General features: G+C 60.3%; 15 protein-coding genes. 13 read left to right on the forward strand and 2 right to left on the reverse strand.

The annotated features are described in order from the left end of the window. The first annotated feature begins 38 nt into the window (after nt 1-38). From PIB16_RS12670 to PIB16_RS12680, 3 genes are all read left to right on the forward strand, one after another. Nucleotides 39-1,646, forward strand: a complete 1,608-nt coding sequence (locus tag PIB16_RS12670) for an ABC transporter substrate-binding protein (protein ID WP_271045671.1) — start codon at nt 39-41, stop codon at nt 1,644-1,646. A 69-nt stretch (nt 1,647-1,715) separates the two neighbouring features. After that, nucleotides 1,716-2,747 (forward strand): ABC transporter substrate-binding protein, encoded by a 1,032-nt coding sequence (locus PIB16_RS12675; protein ID WP_065657170.1) that lies wholly within the window; start codon nt 1,716-1,718, stop codon nt 2,745-2,747. Beyond that, a complete protein-coding gene (locus tag PIB16_RS12680; protein ID WP_271045672.1) occupies nt 2,744-3,922 on the forward strand; it encodes an acyl-CoA dehydrogenase family protein in 1,179 nt (392 codons plus the stop codon). Before PIB16_RS12675 ends, PIB16_RS12680 begins: the two co-directional genes overlap by 4 nt. Before the next feature lie 54 nt (nt 3,923-3,976). On the opposite strand, the gene PIB16_RS12685 is transcribed toward PIB16_RS12680, so the two are convergent. Next, nucleotides 3,977-5,047, reverse strand: a complete 1,071-nt coding sequence (locus PIB16_RS12685; RefSeq protein ID WP_271045673.1) for an LLM class flavin-dependent oxidoreductase — start codon at nt 5,045-5,047, stop codon at nt 3,977-3,979. Nucleotides 5,048-5,447: 400 nt separating this feature from the next. Here PIB16_RS12685 and PIB16_RS12690 point away from each other — a divergent pair, with 400 nt between their 5' ends. From PIB16_RS12690 to PIB16_RS12710, 5 genes are all read left to right on the forward strand, one after another. After that, nucleotides 5,448-6,050, forward strand: coding sequence for an alpha/beta hydrolase (locus tag PIB16_RS12690; RefSeq protein WP_271045674.1), 603 nt, complete (start codon nt 5,448-5,450; stop codon nt 6,048-6,050). Between the two features lie 187 nt (nt 6,051-6,237). Further along, nucleotides 6,238-6,435 carry a hypothetical protein gene (locus PIB16_RS12695; RefSeq protein WP_003524684.1) on the forward strand — a complete coding sequence of 66 codons (198 nt, stop codon included), beginning with the start codon at nt 6,238-6,240 and terminating at the stop codon, nt 6,433-6,435. Between the two features lie 167 nt (nt 6,436-6,602). Beyond that, nucleotides 6,603-7,772: an FMNH2-dependent alkanesulfonate monooxygenase gene (gene ssuD / locus PIB16_RS12700; RefSeq protein WP_020808882.1), complete on the forward strand. Its 1,170-nt coding sequence runs from the start codon at nt 6,603-6,605 to the stop codon at nt 7,770-7,772. A 189-nt stretch (nt 7,773-7,961) separates the two neighbouring features. Beyond that, entirely contained in the window at nt 7,962-8,507 is a 546-nt protein-coding gene (locus PIB16_RS12705) for a flavin reductase family protein (RefSeq protein ID WP_149741745.1), read from the forward strand. A gap of 50 nt (nt 8,508-8,557) precedes the next feature. Further along, on the forward strand, nt 8,558-9,502 hold the full coding sequence (locus tag PIB16_RS12710) for an acyl-CoA dehydrogenase family protein (RefSeq protein WP_174039953.1): 945 nt from the start codon (nt 8,558-8,560) through the stop codon (nt 9,500-9,502). Between the two features lie 31 nt (nt 9,503-9,533). Here the strand turns inward: PIB16_RS12710 and PIB16_RS12715 are convergent, their stop codons facing one another. After that, nucleotides 9,534-9,983, reverse strand: coding sequence for an RrF2 family transcriptional regulator (locus PIB16_RS12715; protein WP_059753414.1), 450 nt, complete (start codon nt 9,981-9,983; stop codon nt 9,534-9,536). A gap of 303 nt (nt 9,984-10,286) precedes the next feature. Here PIB16_RS12715 and PIB16_RS12720 point away from each other — a divergent pair, with 303 nt between their 5' ends. The 5 genes from PIB16_RS12720 to PIB16_RS12740 all read left to right on the forward strand — a co-directional run bounded on the left by PIB16_RS12720 (nt 10,287) and on the right by PIB16_RS12740 (nt 16,314). Then, nucleotides 10,287-11,291: an LLM class flavin-dependent oxidoreductase gene (locus PIB16_RS12720; RefSeq protein ID WP_271045675.1), complete on the forward strand. Its 1,005-nt coding sequence runs from the start codon at nt 10,287-10,289 to the stop codon at nt 11,289-11,291. Between the two features lie 22 nt (nt 11,292-11,313). After that, a complete protein-coding gene (locus tag PIB16_RS12725; protein WP_149741747.1) occupies nt 11,314-12,654 on the forward strand; it encodes an LLM class flavin-dependent oxidoreductase in 1,341 nt (446 codons plus the stop codon). Nucleotides 12,655-12,736: 82 nt separating this feature from the next. Next, a complete protein-coding gene (locus PIB16_RS12730; RefSeq protein ID WP_271045676.1) occupies nt 12,737-13,924 on the forward strand; it encodes a M20 aminoacylase family protein in 1,188 nt (395 codons plus the stop codon). Nucleotides 13,925-13,945: 21 nt separating this feature from the next. Further along, nucleotides 13,946-14,503: a GNAT family N-acetyltransferase gene (locus PIB16_RS12735; RefSeq protein WP_080857350.1), complete on the forward strand. Its 558-nt coding sequence runs from the start codon at nt 13,946-13,948 to the stop codon at nt 14,501-14,503. Nucleotides 14,504-14,517: 14 nt separating this feature from the next. Next, entirely contained in the window at nt 14,518-16,314 is a 1,797-nt protein-coding gene (locus PIB16_RS12740; protein ID WP_271045677.1) for an amino acid ABC transporter permease/ATP-binding protein, read from the forward strand. Nucleotides 16,315-16,328: the final 14 nt, after the last annotated feature.

The following is a 16,328-nucleotide window of genomic DNA, read 5'->3' on the forward strand; positions in this document are numbered from 1 at the left end:
CCGGTTTTTCGCCGGTTCAATCAAGGAGAGGGTATCGCATGACTGTTTTCAACCAGACGACGCGGCGTGGATTTCTGCTGGCGTCCGTAGCGCTTGGCGTGGTGTCGCTGCCGGGGCTGAAACTCAACGCGGCGGAGCCGGCAAGCGGTGGCACGGCCACCCTGCTCATCTCATCGGAGCCGCCGGTGCTGACGACGATCGCACACACAGCCTATAATTCCGTCTATATATCACCCAAGGTCACCGAAGGGCTGTTGACCTATGATTTTGACCTCAATCCCAAGCCGATGCTGGCCAAATCATGGAATGTGAGCGCGGATGGTCTGCGTTACACCTTCAATCTGAGGCCCGGCGTGAAATGGCATGACGGCAAGCCCTTCACATCTGCTGACGTGGCGTTCTCCATCAATACCATCAAGGAAGTGCATCCGCGCGGCCGCAATACATTCCTGAACCTCACTGCTGTCGAGACGCCGGACGAGCTGACAGCGGTTCTGGTTCTCTCCAAACCCGCGCCCTATCTGATCACGGCGCTTGCCGCCGCCGAAACGCCCATCGTGCCGAAACATCTTTATGAGGGTACGAAGGTGACCGAAAATCCGGTCAATCTCGCGCCTATCGGCACGGGTCCGTTCAAGTTCAAGGAGTGGGTGCGGGGCAGTCATATCGTTTTTGAGCGCAATGCCGACTATTGGGATGCGCCGCGCCCCTATCTCGACAAGCTGATTGTTCGCTTCATTCCTGATGCTTCGGCTCGCGCGATTGCCATCGAAACCGGTGAAATCGATCTCGCGCCCAGCACGCCGGTCGCTTATAGCGATCTGGACCGGCTGAAGGAACTGCCGAGCCTCGGCTTCGAGACCAACGGCTATCAATATACCAATTCGATCAGCCGCGTGGAATTCAACCTCGAAAAGGACGTGTTCAAGGATGTCCGCGTCCGCCGCGCTTTCGCGCATGTCATTGACCGTAACGTCATCTTCAACACGGTCAATTTCGGTTATGGCGCGACGATCACTGGGCCGATCAATCCGAAGCTGACGAAATGGTTCGTGGACGATCTGAAGACCTATCCGATCGATCTGAAGGCGGCGGAAGCGCTGCTGGATGAGGCCGGATACAAGCGCGGTGCGGATGGCATCCGTTTCAAGCTCAATCTGGACTATGTGCCGAGCACCGAGGCCTATCCGCGTGGCGCGGACTATATTCGCCAGGCGCTGGCAAAGGTCGGCGTGGACGTAACGGTGCGGACGCAGGATTTCGCCACCTATACCAAGCGCATCTACACGGATCGCGATTTCGATTTTGCCTATGAGGGCATGAGCAATCTCTTCGACCCGACCGTCGGTGTGCAGCGGCTCTACTGGTCGAAGAACTTCAAGAAGGGCGTGCCTTTCTCCAATGGTGCGGCCTACAGCAATCCGAAGGTGGATGCGCTTCTCGAAGCCGCCGCCATCGAGATCGATCCGGACAAGCGCGTCGCGCAATGGAAGGAAATCCAGCAGATTCTCGTCGATGATGTGCCGGCAATCGATATCGTCGCAGCACCGGAGATCACCATCTTCAACAAGCGCATTGCCGATCACACCATCGGCGCGGAAGGTGTGGCGGGAAGCCTCGCCTTCGCGCATATCGCCGCGTCCTGATCGTCTCGCCAGACCCGGCTCGCCCTTTGCGGCGGGCCGGGACCTTTCCCTTTCATCGAGGCCAAAGCCATGAGCACGACACTTTCTGAAATCTGGTATACACGCTGCCCCGTGCCCACGCCGGTGGGGCTGGCGGCACAGCTCGGTTATCTCGGCGAGACCTTCGAGGAAGTCGGCATAGCGTTGAAATCCATCATCGATTCGCCTGACCGTTCCGTTCGTCAGAGCCATTTCAACCACACGCTGGAATGGTCCTTCCGCCACGGCGGCAATGTGCCGCCCATCCGCGCCCGCTCGGAAGGGCGCAATACGCGTCTCATCGGGGTGACGTGGACGGATGAGTTTCAGGCAATCATCACCCTGCCGGAGACCGGTATCCGCTCGCTTGCCGATCTCGTCGGCCGCCGTTTCGGCGTGCCGCGCAGACCGGAAGGCATTGTCGATTTCATGCGCGCGACGGCGCTGAAGGGCATTGTTTCGGCGCTTTCGCTGGAAGGGCTAAAGGTCGAGGATGTCGAGCTCAAGGACATCGTCATCAAGGATTCGGTGCTGGCCTCGCAGGAAGGGCCGTCGCTATTCGGCCTGAAGCGCCGGCAATCCTTCGGTGAGGAGATCATCGCGCTGTTGCGGGGTGAGGTCGATGCGATTTTCGTGAAGGGAACGGCCGGTATTGCCGCCGCGAACCTGATCGGTGCGGTGCAAGTGGCCGAGTTCGGTTTTCACCCCGACCCGAAGATCCGCATCAATTCCGGTTCTCCGCGCGTGCTGACGGTTGACGGACGGCTTGCCGATGAGCGCCCCGATCTGGTGCAGCGGCTGGTTGGCGCCATCGCCCGGGCCTCGCTCTGGGCGGAACAGCACCCGGAAGAGACGCGCCGTTTCATCGCGCGCGAGGCCGGTGCGACGGAGGAACAGGTTCTGGCCGCCAATGGAGCTGAGGTTCACCGCCATCTCGGTCTCGGCCTCGATGCCGATCTTGTCGGTGCCGTCGGCCATTACAAGGACTTCCTGCATCAATGGGGCTTCCTTGAAAACGACTTCGATCTGGGCGACTGGATCGACGACCGTTTCGTCCCGGCAAATGAAAGGGCGGTGGCATGAGCGTTGCACTTTCCGCCGTTGCGACCGCACCGGCGCAGCGGCCAGATCCCGTCGCCGTTGCAACCGCGCTGGCCGCGGATTTCAGCCTGACCGCTGCGGACCACGACAAAAGCGGCGAATTCGCCGCCGGTAATTTCGAGGCGCTTTTCAAGTCCGGCCTGCTGGGTCTCGTCACGGCTGAAAAGGATGGCGGGTGGGGCGAGGGCATGGAGACGGCACATGCCGTCATTACGGCCATTGCCAAAGGCGATCCGTCGACCGCTCTCATCCTCGCCATGCACTATAGTGTTCATGCCGCGATCCGGCGCGGCAAGTGGCCGGCAGCACTTGCTGCAAAGGTACTGGCCGCCAATGGCAGGGAACCGGCGCTCCTGAACAATGCGCAGGCGGAGCCGGGTGTCGGTTCGCCGGCCCATGGCGGCCTGCCGGAAACGACGGCGCGGATCGAGGGCGATTTCTGGGTGGTCAATGGCCGCAAGAGCTTCGTCACCGGCCTGCCGGGCCTGAAATGGGCGATCGTGCTTGCCGTGACGACGGAAGAGGCGCCCCGCCTCATCCAGCTTCTTGTTCCTCTCGATGCGGCTGGCATCGCCCAGGAAAAAGCATGGGAGGCGACCGGCATGTACGCCACAGCCAGCCATGATCTGGTGCTGGAAGACGTGAAGGTGCCGCTTGCCGATATCGTCGCCGAGCAGCCGGCGGATGAGCCACTGCGGCGCGATGAAGCGGACGGGTATAATTTCTTCGTTCTGCTGGCCTCCGTCTATCACGGTGTCGCGCTTTCGGCGCGGGACGATCTGTTGCGCCATCTGAATGGCCATGTTCCGGCAAGTCTTGGCGCGCCGCTGTCCTCCATCCCCCGCATTCAGGAAGGTCTCGGCCAGATCGAAGTGCTGCTGGCGGCGAACCGACGCCTCCTTCTCTCGGTCGCCCGCGATGTCGATGCGGGGGAGAGGGTGGGAACCGATGCACTGGCCGTTCGTCATGTGGTCATCGACAATGCCGTGGCGGTGACTGATCTGGCGCTGGAGCTTGGCGGCAATCGCGGCCTGCGCCGGGATTACGACCTTGAGCGCCATCACCGCGACGCCATAACGGCAAGGGCGCATGCGCCGCAGAGCCATATGATCCGAACGATTCTCGGTCGTCAGAGCATCAAGGCGGCGGGCGGCTGAAAGCAAAAGGGCGGCCCTGTCCGAGGTGGGCCGCCCATTTTCAGGTTACGCCCATCAATCCCGCAGCAGCGGCAGCAATCTCTCGCCCTGCCGTTCGATTTCCTTGAGATAGGGCGTGTCGGAAAGCACAAAATGGCTGATGCCCAGCGCGCGATATTTGCGCAGTGACGCCGCGACATCTTCCGCCGAACCGACAAGCCATGTAGTTCCCGCCCCGCCGCCGCCGAATTTGCCCAGCGCGGTATAGAGATTATCGTCCAGCACGTCGCTCTGACGGTGCAAATCCAGCAGGCGGCGCTGGCCGACCGCCACGGCCTGAAGATGGTCGTTCCAGCGTACGCCATTGTTTGCGGCCATCTCGGCAACTTTCGCTTCCGCATCGCGCCATGCCTCGGCTGTGGTTTCGCGTACCAGCGTGGTGATCCGCAGGCCGAATTGCAGCGGCGGCAGATCGCGGCCGAGCTTTTCGCTGAAGTGCCTCAGCCGCTCGATCCTTTCGCGCACGCCAGCGAGCGGTTCTCCCCAGAAAAGCTGCACATCGGCCTCGGTTGCGGCAACCTGCTCGGCTGCTTCGGAAGCGCCGCCGAAATAGAGTTTGGGATGCGGCCGGCCTTCGCGCACGGCGATGCGCGGCGAAACGGTGGAGTTCGTGACCCGGAAATGATCGCCATTAAAAGTGACGTTTTCCTCGGTCCAGAGCCGCCGCACCAGCCGCATGAATTCTTTCGTGCGGGCATAACGCTGCGCCTGATCGCCTTCTTCATCGCCATAGGCGGCAAGCTCATCCCTGCCGGAAACGATGTTGATCCGAACTCTACCGGCGGAAAGCTGGTCGAGCGTGGCGGCGGCGGATGCGAGGTTGGCGGGCTTCCAGTAGCCGGGACGGATAGCGATCAGCGGCTCGAATGTGGTGGTGCGGGCCGCAAGCGCCGCCGCCACCGTAAATGTATCCGGACGTCCCCAGCCGGTGCCGAGCAGCGCGCCTTTCCAGCCATGGGTTTCAAGCGCTTTGGCATGGCTCGTCAACGTATCGAGACTATTGTGATTTTCGCTGACGGCGTCGCCCCGGTGGCCGGGTTTGACGTCATTGGGGATGTACCAGAGAAATTCGCTTGTGCTGATCACATTATCCGCCTGAATTTTCGTTTTATGGTGCGGTGGAATGGCCCTGCTGACGTTTGGCCTTCACCGCTTGTGTCTCCCGCGAGGCGCAAGCCTCCGCAGCTGCGAGAATGGCAAAGCGGCGGCGGTCCGGCGAAGCAGCGACGTTTCTTTTGTGATGCGGCGGAGGAAAAGCTTTCCGTCTGGAAAGCCTATATTGCACATATTTTCTATATAAAAAATTTGAGGAAATGATTCCCTCTGGGCGAAATTATTTCCGCCATGGAGAACGCATTTTCTGCATGATCGAAATTGTCTGGATCGATTTTTCGCGAGGCTTCGAAAGGTGAGCAAGGCAATAGTCGACGGAAATCGCGAAATTCACCATGCTTGCGACATACCGCCCACAACCCATGGAGCAGGCATGTGTACCACCTTGATTGTCCCTGGCCTGAATGGTTCGGATGAAGGACATTGGCAGCGGCACTGGTTGCTGGATGATCCCGACTCGCGGCTGGTCGATCAGGACAATTGGCAATGCCCGGTTCTCGAGGACTGGCTCGAACGTCTCGAGGCAGCGCTGGCGACAGTCGAAAGCGCTTATATCGTCGCCCACAGCCTCGGTTGCCTGCTGGTGGCGAATATGGCGTCTCGCCCCTCCGCCGCCAAAATCAAGGGCGCGCTTCTGGTCGCACCCGCCCATCTCGACCGCGTAGAGGCGATGCATCCCTGTATCGTCCGGTTCGGTGCGTTTCCGCAGCAACCGCTTGCTTTTCCCAGCCTCGTCGTGGGCAGCATGAACGATCCCTATATGGATTGCGAAGAGTACGCGCGCAGTGCGAGCCTGTGGGGGAGCGATCTCATCAATCTCGGCGCCGTCGGACATATCAATATTGCCAGCGGCTACGGACGATGGCCTGAGGGTTATGCTCTTTTCGAGCGGTTGAAGGCAGATGGCGCATCGGCAAAGGCGGTGGCCGGATCGAGATTGCGTAGATTGACTGCCCTGGGCGAAGCACATTTTTGAGGAAATGACTGATCGTTCGGTTCCGTGCCCGATTATTGGCAGCCGGAAACGGATTTTTTCCCGCCGCCGCAACCTTAGTCCACATTTGCCGGCGATCCTCCAATTATAGAATAGTAATTTTATGGAAAATATTGACGATTTCGGACGGTCGCCTGAGGATAAGGGGAGTTGAGCAAAGGAGGCGCACATGCCGCAGGGACTTCATGCGTTTACTTTCGATCTGTTCGGTTTGACCCGGCGTCAGCCGCGGGAAGAGGAACAGGTCAGCCTTCATCCTCTGGATCATTCCGGACGCATCAGGCAGGAGAAAAGCGATCTCGAACTCGAACGGGAAGAGATCTGCGAAATGAACTTTGCGATGCTCGGCCTTTATCCGGTCTTCTGACGACCATCAGCGAGGGTTCCTTTTCCCTTTGCAGCGCGGTTCATCCGGGAGAGAAACTCTCCTCGCCGGATGGAAATTGGAACAAAATTTCTTAAACGCGCCGGGGAATTGGCTACCCTTTTATCATCAAGCGCATTGCCCAAGGGCAGATTGCAAAGGACCTGCCGATGAGCACATCCGATAAACCACTCGATTTTCTATGGTTCATACCTACCTCAGGCGATGGCAGCTATCTCGGCTCGGATGATCTTTCGCGTCCTGCCGATCCCGGCTATTTCCGGGAAATAGCCCAGGCTGCCGATCGGCTCGGTTATTCAGGCGTGCTCATCCCCACCGGTGTCGCCTGTGAAGAATCCTTCATCCTTGCGGCCAATCTCGCTGCCTATACCGAGAAGCTGAAATTCCTCGTCGCCATCCGTCCGGGCGTCGCTTCGCCCGCCTATTATGCGCGGCTTGCTTCGACGCTCGATCGCGTTTCCCATGGCCGGCTGCTTCTCAACATCGTGGTTGGCGGCAGCGCGCAGGAATTGGCCGGTGACGGCATTTTCCTGCCGCATGACGAGCGTTACGATCACGCCGATGAGTTCTTCCAGGTGTTCAATTCGCTGATCGAAACCGGCAAGGGAAGCCTCGACGGCAAATATATCAAGGCGGTGGACGCGAAACTCGGGCTGCCGCCGGTGCAGGAACCGCGCCCGCCGCTTTATTTTGGCGGCTCTTCCGATGCCGGCATCGAGTTTTCCGCCGGTATCACCGACAAATATCTCACCTGGGGCGAACCGCCGGCGCAGGTGGCGGAAAAGATCGCCAAGGTGCGCGCCGCCGCCGCCAAAAAAGGGCGCAAGGTTACCTTCGGAATCCGCCTGCATTTCATCGTGCGTGAAACCGATGAGGAAGCATGGGCCGATGCCGAGCGGCTGATCTCGAAGCTCTCCGACGAAACCATCGCATCCGCTCAGGAGGTCTTCTCCAGGGCTTCGGATTCCGTCGGCCAGGCGAGAATGCAGGCGCTCCACAATGGCCGGCGCGACCGGCTGGAAGTCTCTCCGAATTTGTGGGCGGGCATAGGTCTCGTCCGTTCGGGTGCGGGCACGGCGCTGGTCGGTTCGCCGAAGACGGTGGCGGCGCGGCTCAGGGAATATCAGGCGCTGGGCATCGATACCGTCATCGCCTCGGGTTATCCGCATCTGGAGGAAGCCTATCGGCTATCCGAACTGCTGTTTCCGGAAATCGGGCTCGGCGGGCCCCGCAACCAGATACGATCTTCTTTCGGCGCGAAACAGGTTTTCGGTGGTGGCGGTCATGGCGGCAACGTCAAGCTGGTGTCCGGATCCTGATCCTTCGACGGGAGGCGACCTCTGCCTCCCACCTTTTCGGCAGATATCCTTGCGGCGGGGCTAAATCGGACGGCGACACATAAAACATTATTTCTATAGAATATTATCATTATGGAAAACGATGTCTATTTCACCCCCCGCTGCCGCTGCTAGCTATTGAACAATTCAGCTGTTTTCAGGAGCAACCCGATGACATTGCAATATGCGGCCAAGGATCAACAATTCATCAACCTCCGCGACCCGGTCGCCGGCAGGGCGGCGGATGCCGACAGCCTCAAGGCGGCGCTGAGAACGCTGGGCGGAGGTGTCAGCGTGATTACGGCGGGTGAGGGCGACGAGCGAACGGGCGCGACCGTGACCTCGGCCACCGCTTTGTCGGTCGATCCGCCGCGCATTCTGGTGGCGCTCAACCGATCCTCATCCACATGGCCGGTGGTGCAGCGTTTCGGTCATCTTGCCGTCAACATCGTCGGGGCGAACCATCAGTTCGTCGCCAATCAGTTTGCCGGCATCGGCGGCCTGAAGGGCCCGGACCGGTATCGCGGTGCGGAATGGACACGGCTGTCGAGCGGTGCGCCCATTCTCGAAGACGCTGTTGCCGCGATCGATTGCACCATTGAAGAGACGATCGAACGGCACAGCCACGTCATCGTCATCGGCAAGGTTGAGGCGATCCGCATCGGCTCCGGCCATTCGCTGCTCTATCAAAACGGGCGTTATCATTCTCTGGACTGAGCGCCGGTCGTTCGGCGCTTTCACTTTGTCATTCTTTGAGGGAGTTGAGCATGGGATCCGTCACGCCTCTCGGCGAAAGACTTCGTTTCGTTCCTCCACGCCTCGGCGCGGATATCGATGTGCTGACCGTTGCCCGCACGATCGCCGAAAACTGCGCCGTTGAAAGTCCCGGGCAAATCCATGCGCGGATCGCCCGTTCCGGTCTTCTTGCTCTTTCCGTTCCAACGGAACTGGGCGGAACGGACATCACCAACGATGTTCTCTCGCAGGCGCTCGCCATCATTTCCGCAGCCGATGCGGCGGTGGCGCATGATCTCGTTGAACATTTCACCGCGCTTGAATTCATCAGGAATGCCGGCAGCGAAGACCAGCGCAAGGCGCTCTTCGCCCGTCTCGATCTTGGCGAGACCTTCGCACTGGCAATATCTGCCGCGGATCTGGATCAGGCCGTTACGGTGACGGAAGACGACTACGCCCTGCGGCTTCCCGATGACGTTGCGGGCTCGGTGAGGGGCGACGCGGACTGGATTGTCGTGCCGGCCGTCAACACGGCCGGGCAGCCTTTGCTCGTTGTTCTGCGCAACCGCCCCAATACGTCATGGGAAGGTCTGTTACGCGCGGATCAGGTGGTGTTTCTGGCTCAGGGCGCGGGAAATCTGGCCGTTTCCGTTTCCACCCTTTTGAAAGCCGCCGTGGCTCTGGGGCAGAAGCAGCGTGAACTTTCGGCGCTGCTGATCGACAGGCTGGCCGGCGATGGCGCGGCGCGACCCGTGATAGGCGAAATATTTCTCGCCATCGAACTCCTGAAGGCGCAAATATCCAGCCTTGCGGCCAATATCGATGCGGCCCAGGTGGGAGCGGAAAACGTCACCTTTCGTTCGGTTCGCAACAATGCCATCACGCTTGAAATCCTGATGGCGCGCCTCGGCCTTGTCGAAGGCGTCAGTGAAGCCGGGCTGATCGCGTCGCTGGACGACGATCTGCGCGGGCAATAGGCGAAGCTCGAATGAAGGGCCGTGCGGAATCCTATTCGCCGGCCGGAATGGAACGGGCGTTCTGCCCGTCCTTGGCCACGAATTGTGCGAGTGTCATGTTGTCCAGAATGGTTGCGATGGCGTCACGCACGTCCGTCATCGAAACCCTGACCTGACAGGTCTCCGGATCATCACAGTCGTCACAGGCTTCAAAAGCCGTGCGGCTTGCACAGCGAATGGGGGCCAGAGGTCCGTCCAGCGTGCGGATGACCTGCCCGATCATGATTTCCGATGGCATTTTCGACAGCGAATAACCGCCATTCGGGCCTTTCTTGGAGCGCAGAATGCCGCTATTGCGCAGCTCCAGAAGAATAGTATCCAGGAATTTTTTCGGGATATTGTTGCGGGTTGCAATTTCGGTCACGAAGGCGGTCTCGCCCTGGGGCAACCGCGCCAGATCGACAAGAGCCTTTAATCCGTATTTGCCTTTTTTGGTCAACATCGCATGATCCGAAAAGAGAGTCGGCGCGTTTTTGCAGCGCCGAGCCATATTATTCCTAACTTACTAAGTAGTTTTTAGCGAATTCCGGCGCAAGCCCGTTTCGTCCGGGTTTGGCGTTGAAAGCGGCCTGTTGCAGCCTTTTGGCGCCATTCCTTCGTCTCTATCGATGGCTTTGCAAGGGCTGGCTTCCGAAAACATCACTGAAAACAATATTTTCTCTGATCGCGCTGCAACGTGGAACGATCATCCTTTATTAGAATATAAAATCGGTAGACAAAGTATGCATCAAAGACACGCGAGGTGATGATGTATACGCTCAGTTTGCTTGACAAGAGCCCGGTTCCAACGGGTGAGGACGCGGCGAGTGCATTCCGCGACACGATCAATCTTGCCAGGCGCGCCGAAGAGCTGGGTTACCGCCGTTTCTGGGTGGCCGAACATCACAATTCGCCGGAGCTTGCCGGTTCCGCACCGGAAGCGCTGGTTTCGTGGATATTGGCGAAAACCTCCCACATTCGCGTCGGCTCGGGCGGCGTCATGTTGCAACACTATAGCCCTTACAAGGTCGCCGAGGTTTTCAATGTCCTGTCGTCGCTTGCGCCCGGCCGGGTCGATCTCGGCATCGGCAAGACACCGGGCGGGTTGCCGCTGGCGACGTCGGCCTTGCAGCAGGCCTATGATCCTGCCCGTAAACCGGATTTCGAAACGGCCTTCAGTGAACTCACCACGTTTTTGTCCGGCGCCGCGCCGCAGGACCACGCACAGGCCGGACTGCAGGCGACACCTGCGCCACCGGTCGCTGCGGAAAGATTTCTGCTCGGCGCCAGCCCGGAAAGCGCAAGGCTTGCGGCTTCAAGGGGGTGGAATTTCGTCTTTGCCGGCCATCTCAATGGCGATGCGGAGGTTCTTCGCCGCAGCCTCTCGGCTTTTCGGGAAGAAAGCGGCGGAAGCGCTCCGATCCTTGCTTTGTCGGCTTTTGCGGCCAGCGACCTCGCCCATGCCGCGAGACAGGTGGAAGGTCAGCGCATCTACCGGGTATTCCTCAGCGACGGCAGGGCGTTCAACCTCGGCCGCCGAGAACAGGCGGAGGAATTCGCCCGCCAGTCCGGCGATACCGATTACCGCATCGAAGAGCGCAAGCCCAACGTCCTGCATGGCGGGCCGGAGGATATTCACAAGGCGCTTCGTGCGCTTTCCGAAGAGCACGGCATCGAGGAATTCATCATCGAGCCGCCGCATGTCGGTGCCGATCAGCGGCTTGCCTCGATAGAACTGCTTGCCACGCATCGCCTTTCCCGGGCGGCGTAATTTTCTCTGAGGAGGGAATGACATGACGAGAAAGAAAATCCGTTTCGGCATCATGCTTCAGGGCCCCGGCGGGCACATGAATGCCTGGCGGCACCCCAAAAGCCCGGTGGATGCCAGCGTCAATTTCGATTTCTTCAGGAAGACCGCGCTGAAGGCGGAAGCGGCGGGCATCGCCTTCGCTTTCGTGGCGGATGGGCTCTATATCAATGACAAGTCGATCCCGCATTTCCTCAACCGGTTCGAGCCGCTGACGATCCTTTCGGCGCTCGCCTCCGTGACCTCGAAGATCGGTCTCGCCGGCACCGTTTCGACCTCCTATAGCGACCCCTTCACCATTGCCCGTCAGTTCGCCTCGCTCGATCTGCTGAGCGGCGGCCGCGCCGGGTGGAATGCCGTGACGACACCGCTTGAAGGTACGGCGAAGAATTACAGCCGCAACCACCCCGAACATGCGCTGCGTTACGAGATTGCCGACGAGTATCTCGAAGTGATCAAGGGCCTGTGGGATAGCTGGGACGACGACGCTTTCCTGCGCAACCGCGAGACGGGACAGTTCTTCGACCGCGCCAAACTCCACACGCTCGGCCATAAGGGCCGCTTCTTCCAGGTGGAAGGCCCGCTCAATATCCAGCGTTCCCCGCAGGGGCAGCCGGTGGTATTCCAGGCCGGCTCCTCCGATGCCGGCATCGGTCTTGCGGGCAAACATGCGGATGCGGTCTTCACCAATTCCGCTTCGCTGGAGGAAAACCAGACTTTCCTGAAGCGTGTGAAACAGAGCGCCGTCGCGCAGGGCAGGTCCGCTGCCGATGTGAAGATTTTTCCCGGCATCGGCCCGATTGTCGGCGAGACGCAGGAGGAAGCGGAGGCGAAATACGACGTCATTCGCAACCTCATCACCATCGAGGATGCGCTGGCCTATCTCGGCCGTTTCTTCGACCATCATGATTTTAGCGTCTATCCGCTGGATGAGCCTTTCCCGGAACTCGGCGAGATCGGCAAGAACAGTTTCCGCTCCACGACCGACCGCATCAAGCGGCGCGCTAAGGAAAAGAACCAGACGCTGCGCGAGGCGGCGCTTGAGGCAGCGACCCCGCGTGAAGGTTTCATCGGCACCCCGGACAAGGTGGCCGACGAAATCATCCGCTGGGTGGAGCACGATGCGGCCGATGGCTTCATTCTGGGCTTCCCGGTGATTGCCGAGGGACTGGACGATTTTGTCCGTCTCGTCATACCGGTGCTGCAACGGCGCGGTTATTTCGATCCGCATCTGGAAGGGGCGACGCTGCGCGACCATCTCGGCCTGCCTTTCAGGGAAAGCGTCTATTCCCGCCGCGAAAACGGGTCGGACAAGGCCATCGCCTGAGCTTGCAGCCGGGCGGAGACGATTGCCGCCCGGTGCAGATTTCAAGACGCGGCGCGTAGCGAGCCGCGCAGGAGACAGAACCATGAATATCCGCATTGACGGCGCGCGTCCGCAGGACGACGCCGAACGGGGAATCCTTGCCTTCATCGACGAGAGCATCGCCATCCGGCATGATCTCCACCGGCATCCCGAGCTTTCGCTCAAGGAAAAACGCACGGCGGCGCTCATCGCCCGCTATCTCTTGTCGTTCGGATATGAGGTGACGGAAGGTGTCGGCGGCCACGGCGTTGTCGCCACGTTGAAACGCGGTCATGGCGATAAGCGCGTCGGTATTCGCGCCGATATCGACGCCCTGCCGATTGTCGAGGAAACCGGCCTTGCCTATGCCAGCCAGACGCAGGGCGTCATGCATGCCTGCGGTCACGATGGCCATACGACGATTCTGCTTGCCGCTGCCCGGTATCTTGCCGAAACATCGAATTTTTCCGGCACGCTGACGCTGATCTTCCAGCCGGCCGAGGAGATCGGCGCCGGGGCAAGGGCGATGATAAAGGACCGGCTTTTCGAGCGGTTTCCGGTCGATGCCGTCTTCGGCCTGCATAATTGGCCGGGTGTCGACACCGGACAGTTTGGCTTCGTCGAAGGCCCCGCCATGGCCTCCGTCGACAAGGCGAAGGTGCGGATCGTCGGCAAGGGCGGGCATGGCGCCGCGCCGCATGAGACGGTCGATCCGGTTCTCGCATCGGCAAGTTTCGTCACCGCCCTGCAGAGCATCGTTTCGCGCAATGTCGATCCGCGCGAGATGGCGGTGCTGACGGTCGGCTCCATCCATGGCGGAACCGCCTCCAACGTCATTCCCGAAAGCGTCGAGCTTCAGATCACCGCCCGGGCGTTCTCGCCTGCCGTGCGTGACAGGCTGGAGGAGCGGCTCCCGGCGCTGGCCAAAGCGCAGGCCGAGAGCTTCGGCGCGAAGGCAGAGGTCGCCTATTCCCGCGGTTTCCCGCCGGTCATCAACCACACCTCTCAGACGGTCTTCGCCCGCGATGTCGCCAGACGGCATTTCGCCGCCGGGCAGATCGCCGAAGCGTTCCAGCCGCGCACGGCGAGCGAGGATTTCGCCTTCATGCTGCAGGAGCGCCCCGGCTCTTACCTCTTCGTCGGCAATGGCGATAGCGCGCCGCTGCACAGCCCCCACTACGATTTCAACGACGCGATCATCGCGCCGGCAGCACGCTTCTGGGTGCGGCTGGCGGAAGCCTATCTCTCCTGACGCGAAAATTAGGACAAGGACATGAGCGACAGTTTTTTCTACACATCCGTCAAGGATCCGCTCGCAACGCCGCTTCTGGAGGAGTTGCTGTTCGAATATGACAGCCGCTACGGCACGTTCTTCAATGCGGAAGGGGCGAAGGCGGAGCTGAACAAATATCCGCCGGAAGCCTTCAGCCCGCCATCGGGCAATTTCCTGCTGCTCCTGCGCGACGGCAAAGCGATCGCCGGCGGCGCCTTCATGCGCTACGACGACGAAACGGCGGAATTCAAGCGGGTCTGGACCCATTCCGCCCATCGCCGGCAGGGGCTTGCGAAAATCGTGCTCCGGGAACTGGAGCAGCAGGCGATCCGGCAGGGTTATGGACGCGTCTATCTGACCACCGGCTTCCGTCAGCCGGAAGCGGTCGGTCTTTATCTCACCAATGGTTATCGCGCTTTGTTCGATACCACGGCCGATCCCGAGACGATCCGGTCGTTGCCCTTCGAAAAATGGCTGTCCGAACCCGCACCCGTCTCTGTTCCGGGAGGAGCGCCGATAGCCACTGTCCGGCCGCAACCCTCTTCCGCACATCCGTGAAAGGCTTTTTTCCGATGACGATAGCCTCTGATTTTCCGCATCTCGCCGTGGGCGACAAGAAGAGTGAACCGATCACGGGCGGTTACTCCCATTTCCGCATCGTTCCGGCCCGCTACCCGCTGCGGACGGTGGGCACGGTTTTCTCCGTCATCATCATTGCCGCCGTCGTGCATTCCGTTTTCGGCAACCCGCGCTGGGGCTGGGATGTGTTTGCCGAATGGTTCTTCGCCGAACCGGTGCTGGTGGGTCTCGGCCGGACGCTGCTCCTGACCGCGCTCGGTGCGTTGTTTGGTTTTGTGTTGGGAACCCTGCTGGCGCTTGCCCGTGTTTCCCGTTCGCCGCTGCTGGTCGCTGTCTCCTGGACCTATATCTGGATTTTTCGCTCCATCCCGCTGATCGTGCTTTTGCTGATCCTCAACAATCTCGGCTATCTCTATGAAACCGTGACAATCGGTGTGCCCTATACCGGCATCAATTTCTTCAGCTGGAATACGACACAGCTGATGACGCCCTTTGCGGCGGCCGTTTTGGGGCTGACGCTCAATCAGGCCGCTTTCGCCTCCGAAATCGTTCGCGGCGGAATCCTTTCAGTCGATCAGGGGCAGCTCGAAGCTGCCGCCGCGCTCGGCCTTCCGCGCAGGCGGCAGGCGTCCCGCATCGTCCTGCCGCAGGCGATGCGCTCTATCCTGCCCACGGCCTTCAACGATATTATCGGCTTGGCCAAGGGCACGTCGCAGGTCTATATCCTCGCGCTGCCGGAGCTGTTCTATACGATCCAGATCATCTATCGCCGCAATCTGGAAGTGATCCCGCTGCTGATGGTCGCCACCGTCTGGTATCTGGTGATCCTGACCGCGCTTTCCATTGTTCAGCACCACATCGAACGCCACTTTTCGCGCGGCGCGCTGCGCAATCCGCCGCCCTCGCTGTTTGCCACGCTCTATCGCACATTCCTGCCGCGCAAGCCTTTGCCGGAAGCGGTGGAGACGCCAGCGCCCCCCATTGAAAGACCGGCTGCCGCCAGGACGGGAAGTTTCCAGCTCGGCAATCGTGGCGGTTCGGTCAATATCCACGGCGTTTCCAAGTCCTTCGGAACACTGAAGGTGCTGGACGATGTCACGCTCTCCATTCCGGCAGGCAGCGTCACCACCATTCTCGGTCAGTCCGGCTCCGGCAAGTCCACATTGCTGCGCTCCATCAATCATCTGGAGCGTGTCGACGACGGCTTCATCGCCATCGACGGCGAGCTGGTCGGATATCGCCAGAAAGGCGACACGCTTTATGAGCTGAAGGAAAAGGACATTCTGAAGCGCCGCGTCGAAGTGGGCATGGTGTTCCAGAGCTTCAACCTGTTCCCGCATCTGACGGCGCTTGAAAACATCGCCGAAGCGCCCGTCGTTGTTCGCGGCATATCGAAAGAACAGGCGGAAGCCGAGGCGCGCGATCTTCTGGCCCGCGTCGGCCTTGCCGAAAAGGCCGGTGCTTACCCCCGCCAGCTTTCCGGCGGGCAGCAGCAGCGTGTGGCGATTGCCCGGGCCTTAGCGCTGCGGCCGAAGGTGCTGCTCTTCGACGAGCCGACATCCGCGCTCGACCCGGAGCTTGTCAATGAGGTGCTGGATGTCATCAAGGAGCTGTCCCGCTCCGGCGTCACTCTCATCATCGTCACCCACGAAATCGGCTTTGCCCGCGAAGTCTCCGACAGGGTCGTCTTCATGGAACAGGGCCGCATTCTCGAAACGGGCACGCCGGAGAAAGTGTTCAACAAGCCGGACCACCCGCGCACGGCCGAATTTCTCGCAAAAGTTCTCTAATCAACAACAAAGGA

The sequence above is a fragment of the Agrobacterium sp. ST15.13.015 genome (genome assembly GCF_027871645.1).
GTDB classification, from domain to species: domain Bacteria; phylum Pseudomonadota; class Alphaproteobacteria; order Rhizobiales; family Rhizobiaceae; genus Agrobacterium; species Agrobacterium leguminum.

What these genes read in the sequence shown, in the direction of transcription:
- PIB16_RS12670 (WP_271045671.1), top strand. Translation starts at nt 39, where the DNA reads ATGACTGTTTTCAACCAGACGACGCGGCGTGGATTTCTGCTGGCGTCC.
- PIB16_RS12710 (WP_174039953.1), top strand. Translation starts at nt 8,558, where the DNA reads ATGGGATCCGTCACGCCTCTCGGCGAAAGACTTCGTTTCGTTCCTCCA.
- PIB16_RS12730 (WP_271045676.1), top strand. Translation starts at nt 12,737, where the DNA reads ATGAATATCCGCATTGACGGCGCGCGTCCGCAGGACGACGCCGAACGG.
- PIB16_RS12720 (WP_271045675.1), top strand. Translation starts at nt 10,287, where the DNA reads ATGATGTATACGCTCAGTTTGCTTGACAAGAGCCCGGTTCCAACGGGT.
- PIB16_RS12675 (WP_065657170.1), top strand. Translation starts at nt 1,716, where the DNA reads ATGAGCACGACACTTTCTGAAATCTGGTATACACGCTGCCCCGTGCCC.
- PIB16_RS12740 (WP_271045677.1), top strand. Translation starts at nt 14,518, where the DNA reads ATGACGATAGCCTCTGATTTTCCGCATCTCGCCGTGGGCGACAAGAAG.
- PIB16_RS12695 (WP_003524684.1), top strand. Translation starts at nt 6,238, where the DNA reads ATGCCGCAGGGACTTCATGCGTTTACTTTCGATCTGTTCGGTTTGACC.
- PIB16_RS12705 (WP_149741745.1), top strand. Translation starts at nt 7,962, where the DNA reads ATGACATTGCAATATGCGGCCAAGGATCAACAATTCATCAACCTCCGC.
- PIB16_RS12725 (WP_149741747.1), top strand. Translation starts at nt 11,314, where the DNA reads ATGACGAGAAAGAAAATCCGTTTCGGCATCATGCTTCAGGGCCCCGGC.
- PIB16_RS12690 (WP_271045674.1), top strand. Translation starts at nt 5,448, where the DNA reads ATGTGTACCACCTTGATTGTCCCTGGCCTGAATGGTTCGGATGAAGGA.
- PIB16_RS12680 (WP_271045672.1), top strand. Translation starts at nt 2,744, where the DNA reads ATGAGCGTTGCACTTTCCGCCGTTGCGACCGCACCGGCGCAGCGGCCA.
- PIB16_RS12735 (WP_080857350.1), top strand. Translation starts at nt 13,946, where the DNA reads ATGAGCGACAGTTTTTTCTACACATCCGTCAAGGATCCGCTCGCAACG.
- PIB16_RS12715 (WP_059753414.1), bottom strand. Translation starts at nt 9,983, where the DNA reads ATGTTGACCAAAAAAGGCAAATACGGATTAAAGGCTCTTGTCGATCTG.
- ssuD (WP_020808882.1), top strand. Translation starts at nt 6,603, where the DNA reads ATGAGCACATCCGATAAACCACTCGATTTTCTATGGTTCATACCTACC.